This is a genomic window from Pseudomonas putida, assembly GCF_009883635.2.
Classification (GTDB): Bacteria; Pseudomonadota; Gammaproteobacteria; order Pseudomonadales; family Pseudomonadaceae; genus Aquipseudomonas; species Aquipseudomonas putida_W.
This window is the reverse complement of sequence record NZ_CP026115.2, coordinates 5,245,959-5,266,527: the sequence shown is the minus strand read 5'-3', so window position 1 is coordinate 5,266,527 and position 20,569 is coordinate 5,245,959. Positions and strand designations below refer to the sequence as shown.

Here is a 20,569-nt window from a genome sequence, read left to right as displayed (position 1 = left end):
CATCGGGTGCTCAGGCGATGGCCCTGAGCGCTGCCGGGTGGCTGTCTCGCAAGGTATGCAGTTGGCCGACCAGATTCACCAAGTCGCGACAACTGTTCAAGCTCTGCAGTGAGACCCCGGAGAGGGTCACCCCCTCCTCCAGGCTTTGCCCTTGACCCAGGCGGATGGTCAGGGTGGCGCCGTCCGGGCAGCTGACTTCGCAGCGGTCGGGCAGGCAGGCCTGCTCGATGATCTGCCGCATTTCCAGCATGGAAACTCCTATCAACGACATGGTACGACCCTCTTTGTACTTGGATGGCCTGTTGTGTGTGAGTACGCCTTTGGCAGGCAGGGCGCCAATTGATATTGCGCATGCCCAAGCGGGGCGTCCATGCGCCGGGGCAATGATCATGCGGAAGAATCATCTAGCACCTTAGTGGAAGAACGATGATCAGCCTCGCCTGTTCGATCGAATGCTGGCACTTCACGACAGGCGGTCGCTGACCGGTCTATTTGTCTGCGAGGGACGCCCACAGATGCTGCGCGGCATATGCGCGCCAAGGGCGCCAGGCCTGGGCGCGTTCGGCCAGTTGGGCGTCGGGCCCTTCCAGCATGCGCAGGGCCTTGGCCAACGCTACATCGCCCAGCGGCAACGCATCAGCGGCACCCGCCTGGCGCAGCGCCAGATAGAGGGCGCTCCAGGGGCCGATACCTTTCAGCCGGCAGAGGTTGGCCAACAGCGGCTCCAGGGCCTGGCCCTTTCGCAACAGCTCTGGTTCTGCCAGCAGTGCCCGCGCCAAGGTACCCAGGGTGGCAGCGCGTGCGCGGGGCATGCCCAGGTTTTCCAGGTCGGCGTTGGCGAGCACGTTCGGCGTAGGGAAGACATGGGTCAGGCCTTCGGCCGGCAGACGTAGCGGCTGGCCATGACGCGCCACCAGGCGCCCGGCCAGAGTCATGGCACCCGCCACGCTGATCTGCTGGCCGAGCACCGTGCGCATGGCTTGCTCGCAGGCATCCCAGCCCTGGGGGACGCGCAGGCCCGGGCGGGCGGCGAGCAACCTGGCCATTAAAGGGTCGCGGCGCAGCTCGGCAGCGATACGCGCGGGGTTGGCGTCGAGGTCGAAGAAGCGGCGAATGCGTGCGATCAGGCCTGGTACAGCTGAGGCAGGCACGCCGCTGAGCTGGATAAACAAGCGATTGCCGCTGGCGGGCCGGGCTTCGAGTACACCATGTTTGCCTGACACGGGGAAACTGCGGCGATAGGTGCCAGCGCTGAAGGTTTCGATGCCGGGGATGCAGCGCGCGGCCAGGAAGGCCTGGGTCGAAGGCCAGTGGTAAGGCGTGGGGTAGCGCAGCCACAAAGTGTGCTGGCCGGAGGCATTGAGGGAGCGGTGAACGGCATGCAGTCGGGACAGAGGCATCGCAGCATCATGCCAAGATTTGCAGGGTTTGTACCGGTCTCTTCGCGGGGCAAGCTTGCCCGCGAAGAGGCCGGTACAGGCAATCAATGATCCAGGCCAGCGCCCTCGCCCGCCATTTGCCCAAACCGCCCGGCGTGGAAATCATCGAATGACTCGGCAATCTCTGCCTGGCTGTTCATCACGAACGGACCATAACCAACAATAGGCTCATCGATCGGCTCACCGCTGAGCAGCAGCAGGCTGGTACCTTCAAGCGCCTCGATTGCCACATCCTCACCGCCGCGCTCCAGCAGCACCAGGCTGGCCGGACCCGCTTCGCGATCGCCGTTGACCCGCACGCCACCGCGCAGCACCACCAGTGCAGCATTGTGGCCGTCGGCGATCGGCAATTGCAGGATGGCACCCGCTTTCAGGCGCAGGTCCCATACCTCCATCGGGGTAAAGGTCCGCGCGGGGCCAGCATGCCCTTGATAGGCACCGGCGATCACCCGCAGGCTACCGGCGTCGCCTTCCAGTTGCACCACGGGGATATCCGCCGACAGCAGCGTCTGGTACCCGGCAGCCGCTCGCTTGTCGCGCCCCGGCAGGTTGACCCACAGCTGCACCATCTCCAGCGTGCCGCCGGTACGGGCGAACGCCGGGGAATGGAACTCTTCATGGATGATACCGTTGGCGGCCGTCATCCACTGCACGTCACCCGGGCCGATCAGGCCGCCGGCACCCGTGGAGTCGCGGTGTTCCAGCTCGCCCTGATAGACGATGGTCACGGTTTCGAACCCGCGGTGTGGGTGCTGGCCGACACCGCGACGCTCGCTGGTCGAGGTGAAGTCGTACGGGCCGGCATAGTCCAGCAGCAGGAACGGGCTGATCTTGCTGGCCAGGTTGTCGTAGGTGAACAGGCTACGCACGGGAAAGCCATCGCCGACCCAATGGGCGTGAGGGCTGCGGTGGATACCCAGAATCTTTTTCATGAAAAATCTCCTCTCGCTGGCCATCAACTTACCGATGACCTCAATTCAAGACAAGATGGCTAAATCGGCACTGATTGTCCCACCAGCAGAACAATAATCTCACTGCTAGAACAGGAGGGCATCGTGGATTGGGTGCTCGGGATACTGAGCCTGGAGCCACTGTTGCAGGCTGGTGGAAAAGCACTTGCCAAGTGCTCTGAACTCCCGGTACAGCGGTTCGCGAAGGGCCTGTACCGGCTGAAGACTGTCCAGCAGTTGACGGTTGGCTGGCGATGAGACCATGCGCAGAAAACACGCGTACTGTTCAAGTACGATTGGGGTATGCGGATTTTCCTGACCCAGCAGCGCCAAGCGTTGCAAAGGCGTATACCTTGATAGGTGTCGAATCCTGTTCCGCTTGCCTTCACCTGGCAGCCCGCACGATTGCGCAATCAGCACGATCCCACCCATGAACAACAGCTTTCGTGAGAAACGCAGTTTGATGTTGCGCACGCCCCAGGCCTTGCCCTCGACGACTTTCTCTTCAAAATTGCTCATCAACGTACGGTAGTAGCGCACCAGGTCGTTAAGCATGAAGCGTGCGAGTCCTCGTCCCTGATTGTCAGGTACATACTCGCGCAATAAGTCTTGTTGGGTGTCACCTAAGCAGGCATCACCAAACAACGAGCGGCTCTCCAGTAGCAGTAGCATGCGCCGCGTGAGCGTATCGCTCGACTCACGCTTGCCCCCTATATTTGCGCTCAAGATCGAGCGCTCTACCAGGGCGGCAGCACTGAACTTTTCTTTATCGCTCTCCCCTGGCAGGCTCAGTGTCCGTAGTTTCTCAGTAGTCTGTTGCAGCACTTGAGCGAGCACCGCTGGACTCATGCCGCGGTCATGCAGGATGAAGAAGTCCATGTCCGAGACGCATGAAACTTCACATCGTCCATAAGAGCCCACCGCCACCACCGACAACTCGCTCGGTTTAACGAGAGGGGCAATAGTGTGATCAAACGATTGGCGCAGATGCGCTATTGCCTTGCAGGAGTACGTGAAGCGTTCCTTCAGGTAGGGGTGTTCGTCAAAGCCATTGAAGTCCATGATGTGCTGCCCTGAAAAGAATCAGCTTAATTGCCAGGACAGCCGCAGTACTTGCTGGAAAATCTATCCAGCCAATCGCTCCATCAAGTACGCCTGTACCTCGTGGCCGCAATGCAATGGGTCTTCCTGCATGAAACAATGCCCGCCGGGGACCTGCCGGGCGCTCACCGCAGGGTTGAGGCTGACCAGACGCTGCACCGAATGTGGCACAAAGGGATAAGTGTGTTCGCCATAAAGCACCAGCGTCGGCACCTGGATGGCAGCCAGCTGCGCCCACATGCGCGACGGGAACGAGCTGAAGATCTCCACCTCGCGGCTGGGCCGGCACTTAAGCACCACGACCTCGCCGCAATCACCGATGGCGTGTTCGACATACGCCTGCAGCGCCGCGTCGGTCCAGCCTTTGAAGATGCCACGCCCCTGCAGCGATGCCCGCGCCGCCTCACGGTCCGGCCAATGGCTGCGCCGGCTGGCAGCCTTGCGCGCCAAAGTGTGGCGGCGGTGCAGGCCGACCAGCGCAGCGGCGCCCATCACACCGATCATGCGCCGGCTGAACAGCACCGGGTCGAGCAACACGGCACGGGCGAACAAACTCGGCTGGCTGGCCAGCATCAAACCGGTCAGTACGCCACCGAAACTATGCCCCACTGCGTACCGGGGAAGCTCGCCATATTCCCCACGGCCGGCCTCGAAGGCTTCCACCGCCAGCGCAGCGGTCCTGTTCCAGCCGCGGAAGTCGCCGCCATGGTCGCTGTCACCATGGCCCTGCACATCGCAGAGCCACAGATCGAAATGTTCACTCAGGCTCAACAGCAACGGCTGGTAGGCCAGGCAGCAAAAGCCGTTACCGTGCAGGAAATGCAGCAGTGGCTTGCCGCTGGCTGGCGAGCGCCAGCCACGCAAGGTGAAGCCTTCGGAGCTGTCGAAGGACCAGGGAATCAACTGCATCGGGTTGGTGTACTCATGGGTTCATGAAAACGCCGATTCTACAAACAGCAGCGGGTAGAGTGAAATCACCAGCAGCAAGGCCATCAGGACATTGAACAGCATCAGCCAGCGCGGGTTCTGCAGCAGGTTGCGCAGGGCGCTGCCGAACATCACCCAGACGCCGACGCTGGGCAGGTTGACCAGGGCGAACAGCGCAGCGATCACCACCACATTCATCACATAGCCCTGGGCCGGCGTGTAGGTGGTGATTGCCCCCACCGCCATCACCCAGGCCTTGGGGTTGACCCACTGGAATGCCGCTGCGCCCCAGAACCCCAGCGGCTTGCGCGCGCCCGGCGAGTCGCCGCCGAGCGGCCCTGAGGTGGCGATCTTCCAGGCCAGGTACAGCAAGTAGGCCGCACCGGTATAACGCAACACGGTGTACAGCGGCGGCCAGGCCTTGAACACCTCGCCCAGGCCCAGGCCCACCGCCAGCACCATGACCATGAAGCCGACACTGATGCCCATGGCATGCGGGATCGAACGGCGCACGCCGAAGTTCACGCCCGAGGCCAGCAGCATGGTGTTGTTGGGCCCCGGTGTGATCGAGGAAACGAAGGCAAACAGTACGAAGGCGGTCAGCAGGTCGGCAGAGGCAAGCATGGCAGGCATTCCAGAATTGTTGCAGGTGCTGTCACACTAACGGAGTCGCCCTGCCCTGCGACCGGTACAGTTACGTTAAATTATGCAGATACAAATCACTGTACCGTTCACTTGAACAAGGAAGCCCCTGCATGAGCCTGACCATCCGCCCTGCCGTTCGCAGCGACGCCGCGCAGATTCTTGCCTACATCACCGAGCTGGCCGAGTATGAGCGCGCCCGCCACGAAGTGGTCGCCACCCTGGCCGATATCGAGCACAGTCTGTTCGACGAAGGCAGCACCGTGCACAGCCTGATCTGCGAGCGCGACGGCAAGGCCATCGGCTTTGCCGTGTACTTCTACAGCTATTCGACCTGGCAGGGCCGCAACGGCATCTACCTGGAAGACCTGTATATCACCCCGGAACAGCGTGGCGGTGGCGCAGGTCGGGACGTGCTGCGGCACATCGCACGCGAAGCCGTGGCTAAAGGTTGCGGGCGCTTCGAGTGGAGTGTGCTGGACTGGAACGAGCCAGCGATCGGCTTCTACCAGTCGCTGGGCGCCGAGCCGCAGGATGAGTGGGTGCGCTACCGGCTGGATGGCGACAAACTGATGCAGTTTGCCCGAGGGTAACCTCTGCCTGCATTGGCCTTGTACGCGAAACATGCGTGTGCAAAAGCCAATGCAAGCGATGTTAATGTCGCCCCCAGACCGCGCCAGCTATGTCGACCCGCTTGGGCAACAGCCGGTTGTCGAAGAACAGCTGCGCCGTGCGCTGTTGCTCGGCCACGATCTCGTCACTCACCGGAATCAGCGGCGACGCCGGGCGGTGACTGAAGCTGCGCCGCACCACCTCTTCAGGCAACCCCATGAACTGCGCCAGCAAGCGGATGCTGCCCGCCTCGTCGCTGCGCGTCAGTGCTTCGGCCCGGCTGATCTCCGCCAGCAGCCGTTTGACGAAATCGCCGTTGGCCTCGACATACCCGCGCGCACCCAGCATAAATGGCCCGATCAGGCCAAGCCCCTCGCCATTGGCCAGCAGACGCGCCTTGCCCTCCAGGTCGATGGCCGAATAGAACGGGTCCCAGATCACCCACGCATCCACGCTACCGCGCTCGAATGCAGCTCGTGCATCAGCCGGCGCCAGGTACACCGGCTGCACGTCCGCCATGCCCAGCCCGGCCTTGGCCAGGCTGCGCAGCAGCAGATTGTGTGCGCTGGAGCCCTTCTGCAAGGCAATGCGCTTGCCCTTGAGCCCCGCGACCGATTCGATCGGGCTGCTTGCGGGCACCAGGATCACCTCGGCCTTCGGCTTCGCCGGCTCAGCGCCGATGTACAGCAGGTCGGCACCGGCGGCCTGGGCGAAGATCGGCGGGATATCCCCCGTCGAGCCGATGTCGAGGCTGCCGATATTCAGGGCCTCGAGCATCTGCGGGCCGGCGGGGAACTCGATCCATTGCACCCGGGTGTTGGCGAACCGCTGCTCCAGCAGTTGGTGCTGTTTGGCCAGCACCAGGCTGATCGAGCCTTTCTGGTACCCGATGCGCAAGGTGCTGGGGTCCGCCGCCTGCACCGCACCGGTCAGCCCCAGCAGCAGGAGCATCACAAGATGTAGCATGCGCATCGGTCACTCCTTCCAGTCGGTCGAGGGTTTTTCCCAGAGGTTGATCCCGCCTTCCACGGCGTACTGGTCAATCTCGGCCAGTTCTTCGGGGCTGAATGCCAGGTTGTTCAGTGCCGCGACGTTTTCAGTGATCTGCTCGGGGCGGCTGGCACCGATGAGGGCCGAACTCACACGCGGGTCGCGCAGGGTCCAGGCCAATGCCAGTTGCGCCAGGCTCTGGCCACGACGCCGGGCAATCCCGTCGAGCGCACGGGCACGGGCGATGTTGGCCTCGGACAGGTGCTGCGGCAGCAGCGAGCCACCGCCGACGCGATTGACTCGGGCATCGGCCGGGATACCGTTCAGGTACTTGCCGCTGAGCAGCCCCTGAGCCAGGGCGGTGAACACGATCACACCCGCACCGACGGCCTCCGTGGTGGCGAGCAGGTCCTGCTCGATCCAGCGGTTGAACAGGTTGTACGAGGGTTGGTGGATCAGCAGCGGCACTTTCAGCTCGGCCAGCAGCGCGGCAATTTCGCGGGTCTTGCCAGCGGAATAGGAGGAGATGCCAATGTACAGCGCCTTGCCTTGGCGCACGATGTCGGCCAGGGCGATGGCGGTTTCCTGCAGCGGTGTGTCGGCATCGAAACGGTGCGAATAGAAGATATCGACATAGTCCAGCCCCAGGCGCTGCAGGCTCTGGTCGAGACTGGCGTGCAGGTACTTGCGCGAGCTGCCACCCTGCCCGTAAGGCCCCGGCCACATGTCCCAGCCCGCCTTGCTGGAGATGATCAACTCGTCGCGGTAGCTGCGCAGGTCCTCGCGCAGCAGGCGGCCGAAGTTGCTTTCGGCACTGCCATAGGGTGGGCCGTAGTTGTTGGCCAGGTCGAAGTGGGTGATGCCGGCGTCGAAGGCCGTGCGCAGCAGCGCACGCCGGGTATCGATGGGCGTGGCATCACCGAAGTTGTGCCACAGCCCCAGGGACAAGGCCGGCAATACCAGGCCACTGCGGCCGACGCGGCGATAGGGGATGCTGGTATAGCGCTCGGGGTTGGCGATGTAGCTCATGGTTGACCTCGGTCGGCAAAGTAGGGGTTGGCGGGCCGCTGCAGGCCCAGGTGCTCACGCAGGGTGCGGCCCTGGTAGCACTGGCGGAACAGGCCACGGCGCTGCAGTTCGGGGACCACTTGCGTAGCGAAGTCCTCGAGCCCCAGTGGCAGGTGCGGCACCAGCACGTTGAAGCCGTCGGCCGCGCGACCTTCGAACCAGGCTTGAAGTTCATCGGCGATCTGCGTCGGCGTGCCGATCAGGCTGTAGTGCCCTCGCCCGCCGGCAATACGGCGGCCTAACTCGGCGAGGGTCAGCTGCTCCTGGCCGGCCAGTTCAATGAGCAGCTGCTGACGGCTGCGCTGGCCATCCTCGGTCGGCGGCAACTCAGGCAACGGGCCATCCAGCGGGTAGCCGGACAGGTCGAAATTGCCGAGCATGCGCCCGAGCAAGGCGACACCCACCCGCGGGTCGACCAGGTCCTGGAACTCTTGGTACCTGGCCTGGGCCTCTTGTTCGCTGCGCCCGACCACGACGAACACACCGGGCATGATCTTCAGCGTGTCTTCGCTTCGCCCGTAACGCGCCAGGCGCCCCTTGAGGTCGGCGTAGAAGGCCTGGCCGCGGGCCAGGCTGGGCTGGGCGGTAAACACCACCTCCGCGCTTTCGGCGGCCAGTTCACGGCCGGTTTCCGAAGACCCGGCCTGTACCAGTACAGGTCGTCCCTGTGGCGAGCGGGCCACGTTCAGGGGGCCGCGCACGCGAAAGTGTTCGCCCTCGTGGTCCACAGCCCGAACCGCCTCCGGGCGATGAAACTGGCCACTCGCCTTGTCACGCACGAAAGCATCGTCGGCCCAGCTGTCCCACAAGCCCTGCACCACGTGCTGGAACTCGCGGGCACGGGCATAGCGCTGGGCATGGGGGATATGAGCATCGCGGCCGAAGTTGCCGGCTTCGGCGGCAGCGTCCGACGTCACCAGGTTCCAGCCGGCACGGCCGCCGGAAAGGTGGTCGAGCGAAGCGTACTTGCGTGCCACGTGGTACGGCTCGTTGTAACTGGTGGTGGCGGTGGCGATCAGGCCAATGCGCTCGGTGACCGCGCTCAGGGCCGAGAGCAGGGTCAGCGGTTCAAAATACACCGAGCGGGCACTGCGGCTGGCCAATGCGTCACTGGGGGCGGCAACGCTGTCGGCGACGAACAGGGCATCGAAGCAGGCGGCCTCGGCGATCTGCGCGGTGCGCCGATAGGTGTCGAAGTCCAGCGGGTCGGCGGGCACCTCTGGGTGGCGCCAGGCGGCAATGTGGTGCCCGGTGGCCATGAGGAAAGCGCCCAGGCTCATTTGACGGTTCATGCTCTGTCTCCTTGAAATGCAGCCACGGTCAGAAGTCCTTGCGCAGTTGAACGCCGAAGTAGCGCCCGTCGTCGCGCGGCACCGCCCGGTAGATGTAGTCGCCGCCGCTGGCCAGCATCTGTGCGTACGACTTGTCGCCTAGGTTCTTGCCCAGCAACGCCACGCGCCAACCGGCGTTGTAGTCGGCCAGGGCGATGCCGGCGTTCCAGATGCCATAGGCGCCCTGCACGGTGTCGGGGTTCTGGTCGAGGCTGAACTGCACCGAATCCTGCCAGCTGTAGTCACTGGACAGCTCCACATCCAGCCCGTTGTCCAGCGGGATCAGGTAATCGGCGCGCACGTAGGCTTTCCAGTCCGGCGTGAACGGCAGGCGGCCACCGTCGATGTCGCAGTTGGCCGTAGCACCTGCCGGGCAGTTGAAGTGATCGACCCGTGCCTTGGTATAGGCCGCTGCCGCCGAGAACTTGAGCTGGCGAGTGGCCTGGAAACTGGCATCGAGCTCGACGCCCTGGGTCTTGACCTTGCCGGCGTTGACCAGGCGGGTCACCACCTGGTTGGCCACGGTGTCGTAGAAGTTGGCCTGGTAGTTGTCGTAGTCGGTGTGGAACACCGCCAGGTTGGCCATCAGGCGGTTATCCAGTGCCGTGCCTTTGAGGCCCACCTCGTAGGCATCGGAGGTTTCCGGTTTGAGCGCCTCGGTATCGCGCGGCTGCATGTTGAAGAACACGTTGTAGGCCGGGCCCTTGTAACCGCGCGAATAAGTCAGGTAGCCGGTGAGATTGTCATTGAAGTCGTACTGCAGGCCGGTACGGCCGCTCCAGCCGTCCTCATCCACCGAACCGGAACTGGCCGTCGATGGCTGGATGCCCGTGACGGCAATGGGCGACGTCGACACGCGGCGGTGGTCGTACTCAAGGTCATCGTGGGTCCAGCGCAGGCCGAAAATCGCACGGAAATCTTCAGTGAAATTGAAGGTGTTCTCACCAAACAGCGCGACGCTGTCGTTGCTCGTCGAATAATCCGCCCTGCCCGTGTTCGCCACGCCGCTGTTGACCGAAAGCCGCTGGTACGTCTCGTTGGAGGTACCGTGCATGTAGAAGGCGCCCAGTACGTATTCGTTGAACTGGCCCTTGGGCGAAGTCAGGCGGAACTCCTGGCTGTACTGGTCGTAGTCCACCGTGCCTTTGTCGTGGGAGGCGGTGATCGGTAGCAAGGCGCGGCGGTCGCCGTCCTGGTACTGGGTATTGTCCCAGCCGCGCCAGGCGCTGATCGAGGTCAGGGTGTAATCGCCCAGTTGCCAGTCGAGCTGCGCCGACAGGCCCTGGTTGCGGTCGTCGACGCGAGTCTTGAAGTCACTGTTGATGTCACGGTTGTGGGTGCTGGGCTCGACCGGGCGCAATTGGCTGGCGATGGCCGTGCTGGCGCGGGTGATGACACCGCTAGGCAGCGTGTCCTCGCCATCCATGTAGTCGGCAATCAGGGTCAGGCGCAGGTCATCACTGGCCTCGAACTCCAGCTTGCCGCGGGCGCCCTTGCGTTCGTAGCCGTTGACATCATGGCCATTGGCGACGTTTTCGACGTTACCGTCATAGTCGCCCCACAGGGTGCTCAACGAGCCCTTGAGCTGCTCGCTCAGGCGGCCGCCAATGCCGAAGCGCAAGCGATTTTCGTTGCCGCCACCAAAGTGCGAGTAATCCACGTAGCCTTCGGGCTGCTCGGGGGCTGGTTTGCTGACGACGTTGAGTACGCCGGCAGAAGCGTTCTTGCCGAACAGTGTGCCCTGCGGCCCACGCAGCACTTCGATGCGCGCCAGGTCGAGCAGGTCGAGGGTGGACTGGCCGGGGCGACCGAACACCACGCCGTCGACCACCGTCGCCACAGTCGGTTCGACACCGGGCGAGGTGGAAATGGTGCCCACACCGCGAATGAACAGCGAGGTGTCCTTGTTCGAGGCACCGGCGCGGTAGTTGAGGGTCGGCACCTGCTGCACGATGCTGGCGACATTAGTGCGGTTGTCGCGCTCGAGCTGTTCGCCATCGAGCACCGAAACCGCCACTGGCACTTCCTGCAGGGTCGATTCGCGGCGAGTGGCAGTCACCGTCACTGCGTCGAGCGCCGTGGCTTGCGGGGCATTATCGGCCGCCTGCGCGGGTTGGCCGATAGCGGCCAGGAGCACGGCAGCAGCCAGCGGTTGGCGATGCTTGAACGGGAATGCGTTGCGCTCTTTGTACATGATGCTCACTGCCTTCGATGACCAGACCATGGCCCACACTCATGGGGCCGACGAGGTGTTGCTGTGGTTGTCTGGTCTCGCTCGTGCGAGTGGCAGGCGCTTGCCAACAGCAGCGCTTGTTAGCGCTAACATGATCAAGTATCAAAGCCTGTTACTTAGCAGGTCAAATAATAAAAAGTCAGTTTTATATGCAATAAAGCTATTTGCAAGTCATGGCCTCGTTAGCGCTAACATCGCCTCATTTCCCCATGAGGCCAAACTGTGAGCCAAGCCAAGGAACCGTCCCGCAAGCGGCGCGGCGCAGGTCGCGTCACCCTCGCCGACGTGGCGCGGGCCGCCGAGGTTTCGGCCATCAGCGTATCGCGCTTCTTCAATCAGCCCGAACAGGTCTCCCCGCCCCTGCGCGCGCGCATCGAAGCGGCGGTTCAGGCGCTGGGTTACGTGCCCAACCTGGTGGCCGGCGGGCTGGCCTCGGCCCGTGGGCGTATCGTCGGCATGGTCATCCCGAACATTTCCGGGCCGATCTTCGCCCAGACCATTCAAGCCTTCAGCGACACCTTGAGCCGGCATGGCTACCAGTTGCTGCTGGCCTCCAGCTACTTCAGCGAAGCGCAGGAGGAAAGCGCGGTGCGCGCCTTTCTCGGCTGGTCGCCAGCGGCGCTGGTGGTAACCAGCCATTTCCACAGCCCGGCTACCGAAAAAATGCTGGCCGAGGCCGATGTGCCGGTGGTCGAGATCTGGGATTACTGCCCTGAGCGGGCGCCACTGCAGGTGGGTTTCCTGCACCATCAGGTAGGCGTGCAGGCCTGTCGCTACCTGTTGGAGAAGGGCCACCGGCGGATTGCGTTCGTGCAGAACAGCGCCGCTGGCGACTTGAGTGCGCTGGAGCGGCGCGACGGCTACATCCAGACGCTGCGTGAAGCCGGGCTTGAACCTTGGGTTTTCGTGCCGTCGGCCGACTGCGCGCCGTTCGAGGCCGGCCGCCAGGCCATGGAGGCGCTGATCCGCCGCACGCCTCGGCCACAGGCGATCATCTTCGCCAACGATAACCTGGCCGCCGGTGCCCTCCTCGCCGGCCAGCGCGCCGGGCTGCGCTTGCCACACGACCTGGCGATCATGGGCTTTGGTGACTATCCGTTCGCCGAGATGCTGTTGCCGAGCCTGACCACATTGCGCCCGCCTTCGCGAGAAATTGGCGAACTGGCGGCGTTGCGGGTGTTGCAGCATCTGGGCAGCGTGGGGCTTGAGGGCGAGGTGCAGCGCTTGAACCTGCTGCAATGCGAGTTGATCGCGCGGGAAAGCGCGTGAGTGGTTGAGATTGCCTCGCCAGCGCAGCCATGCACCCGACAGCGATGTAAACTGACCGACTGCCCATCGTCCTCGTCAGGAGCACACTTGGAACTCAGACAACTGCGCTACTTCGTCAAGATCATCGAACACGGCAGCCTTGGCCGCGCCGCGCTCGAACTGGAGGTCGGCGTCTCCGCGCTGAGCCAGCAGATCGCCAAGCTCGAAAGCGAGCTGTGTACCCGCCTGCTCAACCGCAGCAGCACAGGGGTCACACCAACCAGCGCTGGCACGGCCTTCCTGCACCATGCCCAGCTCAGCCTGCGCCAGGCCGACAACGCCATCCTGGCCGCCCACCGTGGGCGCATGAGCGGCTACGTCACCGTCGGCCTGCCGCCCACCACCGCGACCGTGCTCGCCCTGCCGCTGATCAATGCCATGCGCGAGCGCTACCCCGACATCCAGCTGCACGTGGTGGAAATGCTCTCCGGGCACCTCGCCGCGCAGCTCAACGCCCGGCAAATCGACCTCGCCATCCTGTTCCAGCTCGAAGGTGGCAAACGCTGGAGCGTGACGCCGCTGCTCGATGAACGGCTGTTCGTCATCAGCCCCCCACAACTACCCCACGCGCCCCAAGGCAGTATGCACCTGGCCGACCTGGGCCCGCTGCCGCTGGTCATGCCCAGCGCCCAGCATGGTCTGCGCTCGACCCTGATGGCTGCGTTCGAACGCTCCGGCCTGGTGCCGAACATCATCATGGAAGTCGATGGCCTGGCCGTGCTGATGAACGCCGTGCGTGCCGGCCATGCCGCAACCATCCAACCGGGCGCCGCTGCGGCGCTCAGTGGTGAAAGCGGGCTGCGGGTCGCGCAGATCAGCGACCCCCACGTCGGCCGGCGCAACCTGCTGGCAACCCTGGCGGACGATGAGCTGTCACCCGCCGCGCTGGCCGCCAGGCGCGTGATCACCGACGTCGCCCGCCAACTCGTCAGCCAGCGGCAATGGCCGGGCGCGACCTGGATCGAAGACGCAAGCCTTTAGAAAAACTGAACACCCCATGCCATAGCCCGCCTTTCGGCGCCCGGCCGACAGGCCTACTTTCTCCTCACTCGCAAGGGGCCTTTCGTTCATGCCGCCTTGCGACCGAGGAGCGACAATGATCGATGTTCTTGTAATCGGCGGTGGCAACGCCGCCCTCTGCGCCGCACTGATGGCCCGCGAGGCCGGCGCCAGCGTCATGCTGCTGGAAGCCGCGCCCAAGGCCTGGCGTGGCGGTAATTCGCAGCACACCCGCAACCTGCGCTGCATGCACGACGCGCCTCAGGATGTGCTGGTCGACGCCTACCCCGAAGAGGAGTACTGGCAGGACCTGCTGAAGGTCACCGGCGGCCTGACCAACGAAAAACTGGCGCGCATAGCCATCCGTGCGTCCTCCAGCTGCCGCGACTGGATGCGCAGCCATGGTGTGCATTTTCAGCCGCCGCTGTCCGGCGCCCTGCACGTGGCGCGGACCAACGCGTTTTTCATGGGCGGTGGCAAGGCGTTGGTGAACGCCTACTTCCGCAGCGCCGAACGGCTCGGCGTGCAGGTGCGCTACAACGCCCAGGTCAACGATATCGAACTGCAGGGCGGCAGGTTCGTCGCCGCTCACTTGCCCGCCCGCGAGGTCGAGGGCCGCCAGCGGCCTGCCGAGCGCATCCAGGCCAGGGCCTGCGTGCTGGCGGCGGGCGGCTTTGAGTCCAACCGTGAGTGGTTGCGTGAAGCCTGGGGCCAGAATGCCCGTGGCGAATGGCCGTCGGACAACTTCCTGATCCGCGGCACGCGCTTCAACACCGGCATCCTGCTCAAGCGCATGGGCGAACTCGGCGCCGACATCATCGGCGACCCGACCCAGGCGCACATGGTCGCCATCGACGCCCGCGCGCCGCTGTATGACGGCGGCATCTGCACCCGCATCGACTGTGTGTCGCTGGGCGTGGTGGTCAACCGTGACGGCGAGCGTTTCTATGACGAAGGCGAAGACTTCTGGCCCAAGCGTTATGCCATCTGGGGCCGCCTGGTGGCCGGCCAGCCGGGCCAAAAAGCCTATTCGATCATCGACCAGCAGGCCATCGGCCGCTTCATGCCACCAGTGTTCCCGGGCACCACGGCGAACTCCCTGACCGAACTGGCGCGCAAGCTGGGCCTGCCACAAGCGCAGTTCCACCAGACCATCGAGGCGTTCAACAACGCCTGCCAGGCCGGCACCTTCGACCACACCGCACTCGACGACTGCCACACCGCAGGCCTGACCCCGGCCAAGACCCACTGGGCCCGCCCGCTGGTCAAGCCACCGTTCTACGCCTACCCGCTCAAGCCAGGCGTCACCTTCACCTACCTGGGCCTGGCCACCGATGACAGCGCCGCCGTGCATTTCGCCGGCAAACCCAGCCCCAACCTTTTCGTCGCAGGAGAAATGATGGCCGGTAACGTACTGGGCAAGGGCTATACCGCCGGCATCGGCATGGCCATCGGCACGGCGTTCGGCCGCATCGCCGGCGTGCAGGCGGCCGCCAGCGCAGGCTTCGTCGACAACCGGGAGGCACGCCATGCAGCTATTTGACCCGCAATCACAGAGCCAACTGGTCCCGGCGCTGAACGTGCACGAAAGCGAAGTGCAGCGGCAGATGAGCATCTGCAATGCCTGCCGCTACTGCGAAGGTTTCTGCGCGGTGTTCCCGGCCATGACCCGGCGCCTGGAGTTCGGCCAGGCCGATATCCACTACCTGGCCAACCTGTGCCACAACTGTGGCGCCTGCCTGCACGCCTGCCAGTACGCCGCGCCCCACGAATTCCAGGTCAACGTGCCCAAGGCCATGGCCAAGGTGCGCCTCGACACCTACGCCGAATACGCCTGGCCGCGCACCCTGGGCCGCCTGTACCAGCGCAACGGCCTGACACTGGCGCTGGCCAGCGGATTCGGCCTGGTGCTGTTCCTGTGCCTGACGCTGCTGGCCATGGGCAACCTGTTCACGGCCATGCCCGGCGGCAACTTCTACGGCATCTTCCCGCACAACACCCTGGCGCTGATGTTCGGCGCGGTGTTCGGCTTCGCGGTCATTGCCCTGACCCTGGGCGTGCGCCGATTCTGGCGTGACGTTTCACCGCCGAAGGCACCCACTGCACTGAAAACCGCCGCAGCACTTGAAGCGACCGCCAGCGTGGCCAAGCTCAAGTACCTGGACGGCGGCCACGGCCAAGGCTGCAACAATGCCGATGACCGTTTCACCCTGTGGCGGCGGCGCTTCCACCACCTGACGTTCTACGGTTTCCTGCTGTGCCTGGCCGCCACCGCCAGCGCAACGCTCTACCACTACCTGCTGGGTCTGGCGGCGCCGTACCCGGTGCTGAGCCTGCCGGTCTTGCTCGGTATTGCCGGTGGTCTCGGCCTGCTGGTCGGCCCTGCCGGGCTGCTGTACCTCAACCTGCGACGCAACCCCAACCACGGCGACGCCGAACAGAAACCCATGGACCGCGGTTTCATCGCCCTGCTGTTGCTGGTCAGCGCCAGCGGCCTGGCCCTGCTGGCGCTGCGCGAGACCAGCGCCCTTGGCCTGCTGCTGGCCCTGCACCTGGGGCTGGTGATGGCGTTCTTCCTGACCATGCCCTACAGCAAGTTTGCCCACGGCATTTTCCGCAGCGCCGCGTTGCTCAAGCACGCCATCGAGAAACGCCAGCCCAACCCGATCAATGCCGGCAGCGATTGAGCGCGGCGCCCTTCAGCCAATAACAACAAAAGCGAGCCATGATGAAAACGACAACACCGACTCGGGGCGCCACCCTCGGCGCCATCCTGCGGGTCACCAGCGGCAACTTCCTCGAACAGTTCGACTTCTTTCTTTTCGGTTTCTATGCCACCTACATCTCCCAGACGTTCTTCCCGGCCAGCAGCGAGTTCGCCTCGCTGATGATGACCTTCGCGGTGTTCGGCTCGGGCTTCCTGATGCGCCCACTGGGCGCCATCGTGCTGGGCGCCTACATCGACAAGGTCGGGCGGCGCAAAGGGCTGATCGTGACGCTGTCGATCATGGCCGCCGGCACCGTGCTGATTGCCCTGGTGCCCGGCTACGCCAGCATCGGCATCCTCGCCCCGCTGCTGGTGTTGCTGGGTCGGCTGCTGCAAGGCTTTTCAGCCGGCGCCGAGCTGGGTGGCGTTTCCGTGTACCTCTCGGAGATCGCCACGCCAGGGCGCACCGGCTTCTACACCAGTTGGCAGTCGGCGAGCCAGCAAGTGGCGATCGTCGTGGCGGCGGCGCTGGGCTATACCCTCAACGCGTGCATGGCCACCAGCGAGGTGGCGGCCTGGGGCTGGCGCATTCCGTTCTTCATCGGTTGCGTGATCATCCCGTTCATCTTCATCATTCGCCGCTCGCTGCAGGAGACCGAAGCCTTCAAGGCCCGCGCACATCACCCAGGCGCTGCCGAGGTGTTCCGCTCGATGTGCGACAACTGGCGCACAGTGCTGGCTGGTGGGCTGCTGGCGGCGATGACCACCACCACGTTCTACCTGATCACGGTGTACACCCCGACCTTCGGCAAGACCGTGCTGCACCTGAGCACCACCGACAGCCTGGTGGTGACCCTGCTGGTGGGCGTCAGCAACTTCATCTGGCTGCCCATCGGCGGTGCCCTCTCCGACCGCATCGGCCGGCGCCCGCAGCTGTTGGCGATTTCCCTGCTGTGCGTGCTGACCGCCTACCCGGCCATGCACTGGCTCGCTGAAGCTGCCAGCTTCGAGCGCCTGCTCGTGGTGTTGCTGTACTTCTCGATGTTCTTCGGCCTGTACAACGGCGCCATGGTCGCAGCGCTGACCGAGGTGATGCCGGCGAACGTGCGGGTGGTCGGCTTCTCGCTGGCCTTCAGCCTGGCCACCGCGCTGTTCGGCGGCTTCACGCCGGCGGTGTCGACGCTGCTGGTGCAGGCCACCGGTGACAAAGCCTCGCCGGCCTACTGGCTGATGTTCGCGGCGGTATGTGGGTTCACCGCGACCACCGTGCTCTACCGTCGGCAAAGACCGCAAGCGGTAAGCGCCTCCTGACCCTGAGCCCATGGGCACCTGTCATTTTTATCAGGTTACGCACTGACGGATTTGCTGGAAGCTTACCTTGCATCGAGTCACGCCCTGATCTTGCGAGGTAGCTGCCCCATGGGTCGCATCGAAAAGGCAGTCAACCGCAACACCCCAACCGTAATGGCCTGCGAAAGCCGTGGCCTTGCCGTGCGCGAGATTGCCTTTTACCGTCACTCTGACCAGCTGGATGAAACCCAGGTACGTATCACCCGTCACCACTTCACTGCATCTGGCTTTCTGAAGCAGAGCGCGGACCCGCGCCTGAATAACGCAGATATTGCCAACTTCATCTATCACTACGACCTGGGTGGCGATGCCCTGCACACCCGTAGCGTGGACGCAGGCACCTCCGTCAAACTGATCGACACCGCTGGCCGGCCACTGCTCATCGTGAACGGCATCCTCAGCACTGACGACAGCACGGAGGACCACAGCCAGGCCGTCAGCCACACCTGGCATTACGAGGTGCCTACCCTGCCTGGGCGGCCGCTAGCCGTTTCCGAACAGGTTGCCAGTGGAGTCCCACGAACAACGCAGCGCTTCATTTATGCGGCCAGCACGGCTGCAGACAAAGACCTGAACATCGCCGGGCTTTGCATCAACCATTACGATACGGCCGGGCTGATGGCCACTGAGTGCATGGCCCTCTCTGGCGTGCCACTGTCGATGACACGCCGTTTGCCCCAAGCGGCAACTGACCCCGACATGCAGATGGATTGGCACGGCGTGGACCCGACTGCCTGGAATGCGCTGCTTGGGCCAGAAAGGTACACCACCGTCACCTGCGCCGATGCCATGGGCAATGTGCTGATCACGCGGGATGCGGCTGGCCATCAGCAGCGTGTGGCGTATGGCGTGAACGGGCAGTTGGCGGGCAGTTGGCTGACCGTGAAGGACAGCGCGGAGCAACCTGTCATGACAGCGCAGGCCCACACGGCCGGGGGGAGAAAGCTGAGCGAGACGCACGGCAACGGCGTGACATGCACCTACCAATACGAGCCGCGAACGCAGCGACTGGGAATGATTCGGGTAGAACGTGCAAGCGGATTGCTGCAAGACCTGCGTTACCAATACGACCCGGTGGGCAATGTGCTCAATGCCAGGGACGAGGCTCAGCAGACGCGCATTTGGCGCAACCAACGGGTGGAACCAGAAAACCTCTACGGCTACGACAGCCTGTACCAACTGGTCAGTGCCAGCGGGCGGGAAATGGCCAATGCGGGTCGCCAGAACAGTCATTCAACTCCGGCATCCCTGCCACTTGCCAGTGACAACGCCACCTACACCCGATACACCCGCCACTTCCACTACGACACTGCGGGCAATCTGACCCAGATCCGCCACAGTGCGCCCGCCACCCACAACGGCTACACCACGGACATTACCGTCAGCAACCGCAGTAACCGGGGGGTGACCGATACGTTGACTGGCATCCCTGAGGACGTGGATGCGTTGTTTACAGCCGCTGGCCATCAATGCCAGTTACAACCAGGCCAGGCACTCGAATGGACACCCCGGGGAGAACTGCAGAAAGTCACCCCCGTGGTGCGCGACGGCGCCCCGGGCGATCACGAACACTACCGCTACGATGCCCGCTGCCAGCGCGTATTGAAAAGCAGCACGCAACAGCTGAACAGCCAGCAAGTCATCTATCTGACCAATCTGGAACTGCGAACGACGGGGAAAGAAAACCTTCAGGTCCTGTGCGTGGGTGAAGCCGGTCATGCGCAAGTGCGCGTTTTGCACTGGGTGGCTGGCAAGCCGGCTGAAATTGCCAATGATCAATTGCGTTACCAGTATGGCGACCTTATCGGCAGCCATGGCCTGGAGCTCGATGGCAGCGGCAACCTGATCAGCCGGGAGGAGTATTACCCGTACGGGGAGACGTCGGTATGGGCAGCGCGCAGGCTGACTACAAGACCGTACGCTTTTCGGGCAAGGAGCGCGATGCGACTGGCTTGTATTACTACGGCTACCGGTATTACCAGCCTTGGGCAGGGCGCTGGTTGAGCGCGGACCCAGCTTACACAGTCGATGGATTGAACCTCTACAGCATGGTCCACAATAATCCTGGCACCCATGCTGATTCAAACGGTCTCATGACGTCGTCCTCTCAAGATGCACCTGAACCGCATCGATCATCCACGCTGCGCATAAAGGCGAAAGGGCTATTAAATTTCCCTCCAAATGAGGCAGGCATAGTAGCACAAGCACTCACCACAGCGGCTGATGCTCTCAGGAAAGTTGTCGAACGTGGCCAACCCTCGCGTGACTCACGAATGGAAATCTTCTTCGGACCACAATATGGCGTCATGGTACCTCGAATAGTAGAAAGTTGGAAAAGGTTAGAGAGGGTAGTAGCAGCCTATGCCACGCCAGCCATTGGCTACCCAAAGATAGACCGGGCGACCAGACCCGACAGCACCGTACTGGCACAGGTATTAAAAAAGGACGTTGAAGGCAAAATTTTCATTTTTGACAATTTTTTTTCAAAAACCATTTCAGATCAAACACGAGCAGCAACAATCATACATGAAATCAGTCACTTGAAAAGAGTTCCAGGCATACCGTCAGCCAGCGCCAGCACTCGGGACTTTTTCTATCTTGCAGACAATATCCCAATGCAAGACTCTCATAACGTTGCTTACCTGGGAGAACTTACTACAATCGAGGTCGCCGACCCAATTAGCTTCTTCTATGAAATAGCCATTCTAAACAATTACGAAATCATCCGAATTGAGGAGCAAACTATGCACTACAAAGAACATGGCAGATCGGCGCAACTTTCACTGAGTGATGCAGTGTCGACATTCAAAAAGAACGATTATCTTCGCGCACACATCACAAGTAAAAATGCCGACAGCATTGCTTATTCAGTCATGACATTAGCTCACTGGCTATAAATATGATTTATTACG

18 protein-coding genes are annotated in these 20,569 nt (G+C 63.1%); 8 read left to right on the top strand and 10 right to left on the bottom strand.

Annotated features, from left to right (window positions below; translation table 11 throughout):
* Positions 1 to 10 precede the first annotated feature (10 nt).
* The 6 genes from C2H86_RS24000 to C2H86_RS23975 form a co-directional block, all read right to left on the bottom strand.
* Positions 11 to 271 carry a DUF1652 domain-containing protein gene (locus tag C2H86_RS24000; RefSeq protein WP_159410152.1) on the bottom strand — a complete coding sequence of 87 codons (261 nt, stop codon included), beginning with the start codon at positions 269 to 271 and terminating at the stop codon, positions 11 to 13.
* Between the two features lie 217 nt (positions 272 to 488).
* Positions 489 to 1,400 (bottom strand): DNA-3-methyladenine glycosylase family protein, encoded by a 912-nt coding sequence (locus C2H86_RS23995; protein ID WP_159410151.1) that lies wholly within the window; start codon positions 1,398 to 1,400, stop codon positions 489 to 491.
* A gap of 83 nt (positions 1,401 to 1,483) precedes the next feature.
* Positions 1,484 to 2,371, bottom strand: a complete 888-nt coding sequence (locus C2H86_RS23990; protein WP_159410150.1) for a pirin family protein — start codon at positions 2,369 to 2,371, stop codon at positions 1,484 to 1,486.
* Between the two features lie 105 nt (positions 2,372 to 2,476).
* The gene (locus C2H86_RS23985) at positions 2,477 to 3,451 is read right to left on the bottom strand and encodes a hypothetical protein (RefSeq protein WP_159410149.1); all 975 of its coding nucleotides are present in this window, start codon (positions 3,449 to 3,451) and stop codon (positions 2,477 to 2,479) included.
* Positions 3,452 to 3,514: 63 nt separating this feature from the next.
* On the bottom strand, positions 3,515 to 4,399 hold the full coding sequence (locus C2H86_RS23980; RefSeq protein WP_159410148.1) for an alpha/beta fold hydrolase: 885 nt from the start codon (positions 4,397 to 4,399) through the stop codon (positions 3,515 to 3,517).
* A 21-nt stretch (positions 4,400 to 4,420) separates the two neighbouring features.
* Positions 4,421 to 5,050 (bottom strand): LysE family translocator, encoded by a 630-nt coding sequence (locus C2H86_RS23975; RefSeq protein WP_159410147.1) that lies wholly within the window; start codon positions 5,048 to 5,050, stop codon positions 4,421 to 4,423.
* A gap of 122 nt (positions 5,051 to 5,172) precedes the next feature.
* Between C2H86_RS23975 and C2H86_RS23970 the strand changes: the two genes are divergently transcribed.
* A complete protein-coding gene (locus tag C2H86_RS23970) occupies positions 5,173 to 5,652 on the top strand; it encodes a GNAT family N-acetyltransferase (protein WP_159410146.1) in 480 nt (159 codons plus the stop codon).
* A gap of 61 nt (positions 5,653 to 5,713) precedes the next feature.
* Here the strand turns inward: C2H86_RS23970 and C2H86_RS23965 are convergent, their stop codons facing one another.
* The 4 genes from C2H86_RS23965 to C2H86_RS23950 are packed head-to-tail and all read right to left on the bottom strand — an operon-like array spanning position 5,714 to position 11,254.
* Positions 5,714 to 6,643 carry an aliphatic sulfonate ABC transporter substrate-binding protein gene (locus tag C2H86_RS23965; protein ID WP_159410145.1) on the bottom strand — a complete coding sequence of 310 codons (930 nt, stop codon included), beginning with the start codon at positions 6,641 to 6,643 and terminating at the stop codon, positions 5,714 to 5,716.
* A 3-nt stretch (positions 6,644 to 6,646) separates the two neighbouring features.
* Entirely contained in the window at positions 6,647 to 7,690 is a 1,044-nt protein-coding gene (gene mgrA / locus C2H86_RS23960; RefSeq protein WP_159410144.1) for an L-glyceraldehyde 3-phosphate reductase, read from the bottom strand.
* Positions 7,687 to 9,021, bottom strand: coding sequence for an LLM class flavin-dependent oxidoreductase (locus C2H86_RS23955; protein ID WP_159410143.1), 1,335 nt, complete (start codon positions 9,019 to 9,021; stop codon positions 7,687 to 7,689). Before C2H86_RS23955 ends, mgrA begins: the two co-directional genes overlap by 4 nt.
* 28 nt (positions 9,022 to 9,049) lie before the next feature.
* Positions 9,050 to 11,254 (bottom strand): TonB-dependent receptor, encoded by a 2,205-nt coding sequence (locus C2H86_RS23950; RefSeq protein ID WP_159412989.1) that lies wholly within the window; start codon positions 11,252 to 11,254, stop codon positions 9,050 to 9,052.
* A gap of 261 nt (positions 11,255 to 11,515) precedes the next feature.
* Here C2H86_RS23950 and C2H86_RS23945 point away from each other — a divergent pair, with 261 nt between their 5' ends.
* The 7 genes from C2H86_RS23945 (at position 11,516) to C2H86_RS28240 (ending at position 20,554) form a co-directional block, all read left to right on the top strand.
* Positions 11,516 to 12,562 (top strand): LacI family DNA-binding transcriptional regulator, encoded by a 1,047-nt coding sequence (locus C2H86_RS23945; protein WP_159410142.1) that lies wholly within the window; start codon positions 11,516 to 11,518, stop codon positions 12,560 to 12,562.
* 87 nt (positions 12,563 to 12,649) lie between these two features.
* Entirely contained in the window at positions 12,650 to 13,582 is a 933-nt protein-coding gene (locus C2H86_RS23940; RefSeq protein WP_159410141.1) for a LysR family transcriptional regulator, read from the top strand.
* A gap of 115 nt (positions 13,583 to 13,697) precedes the next feature.
* The gene (tcuA, locus tag C2H86_RS23935) at positions 13,698 to 15,143 is read left to right on the top strand and encodes an FAD-dependent tricarballylate dehydrogenase TcuA (protein WP_159410140.1); all 1,446 of its coding nucleotides are present in this window, start codon (positions 13,698 to 13,700) and stop codon (positions 15,141 to 15,143) included.
* The gene (tcuB, locus tag C2H86_RS23930) at positions 15,130 to 16,287 is read left to right on the top strand and encodes a tricarballylate utilization 4Fe-4S protein TcuB (RefSeq protein WP_159410139.1); all 1,158 of its coding nucleotides are present in this window, start codon (positions 15,130 to 15,132) and stop codon (positions 16,285 to 16,287) included. Before tcuA ends, tcuB begins: the two co-directional genes overlap by 14 nt.
* A 38-nt stretch (positions 16,288 to 16,325) precedes the next feature.
* Positions 16,326 to 17,618, top strand: a complete 1,293-nt coding sequence (locus C2H86_RS23925; RefSeq protein ID WP_159410138.1) for an MFS transporter — start codon at positions 16,326 to 16,328, stop codon at positions 17,616 to 17,618.
* A gap of 108 nt (positions 17,619 to 17,726) precedes the next feature.
* Complete coding sequence (locus C2H86_RS23920; RefSeq protein ID WP_205524564.1) at positions 17,727 to 19,661, top strand: RHS repeat protein; 1,935 nt, start codon at positions 17,727 to 17,729, stop codon at positions 19,659 to 19,661.
* Positions 19,544 to 20,554 (top strand): RHS repeat-associated core domain-containing protein, encoded by a 1,011-nt coding sequence (locus tag C2H86_RS28240; protein ID WP_205524563.1) that lies wholly within the window; start codon positions 19,544 to 19,546, stop codon positions 20,552 to 20,554. Before C2H86_RS23920 ends, C2H86_RS28240 begins: the two co-directional genes overlap by 118 nt.
* Positions 20,555 to 20,569 lie beyond the last annotated feature (15 nt).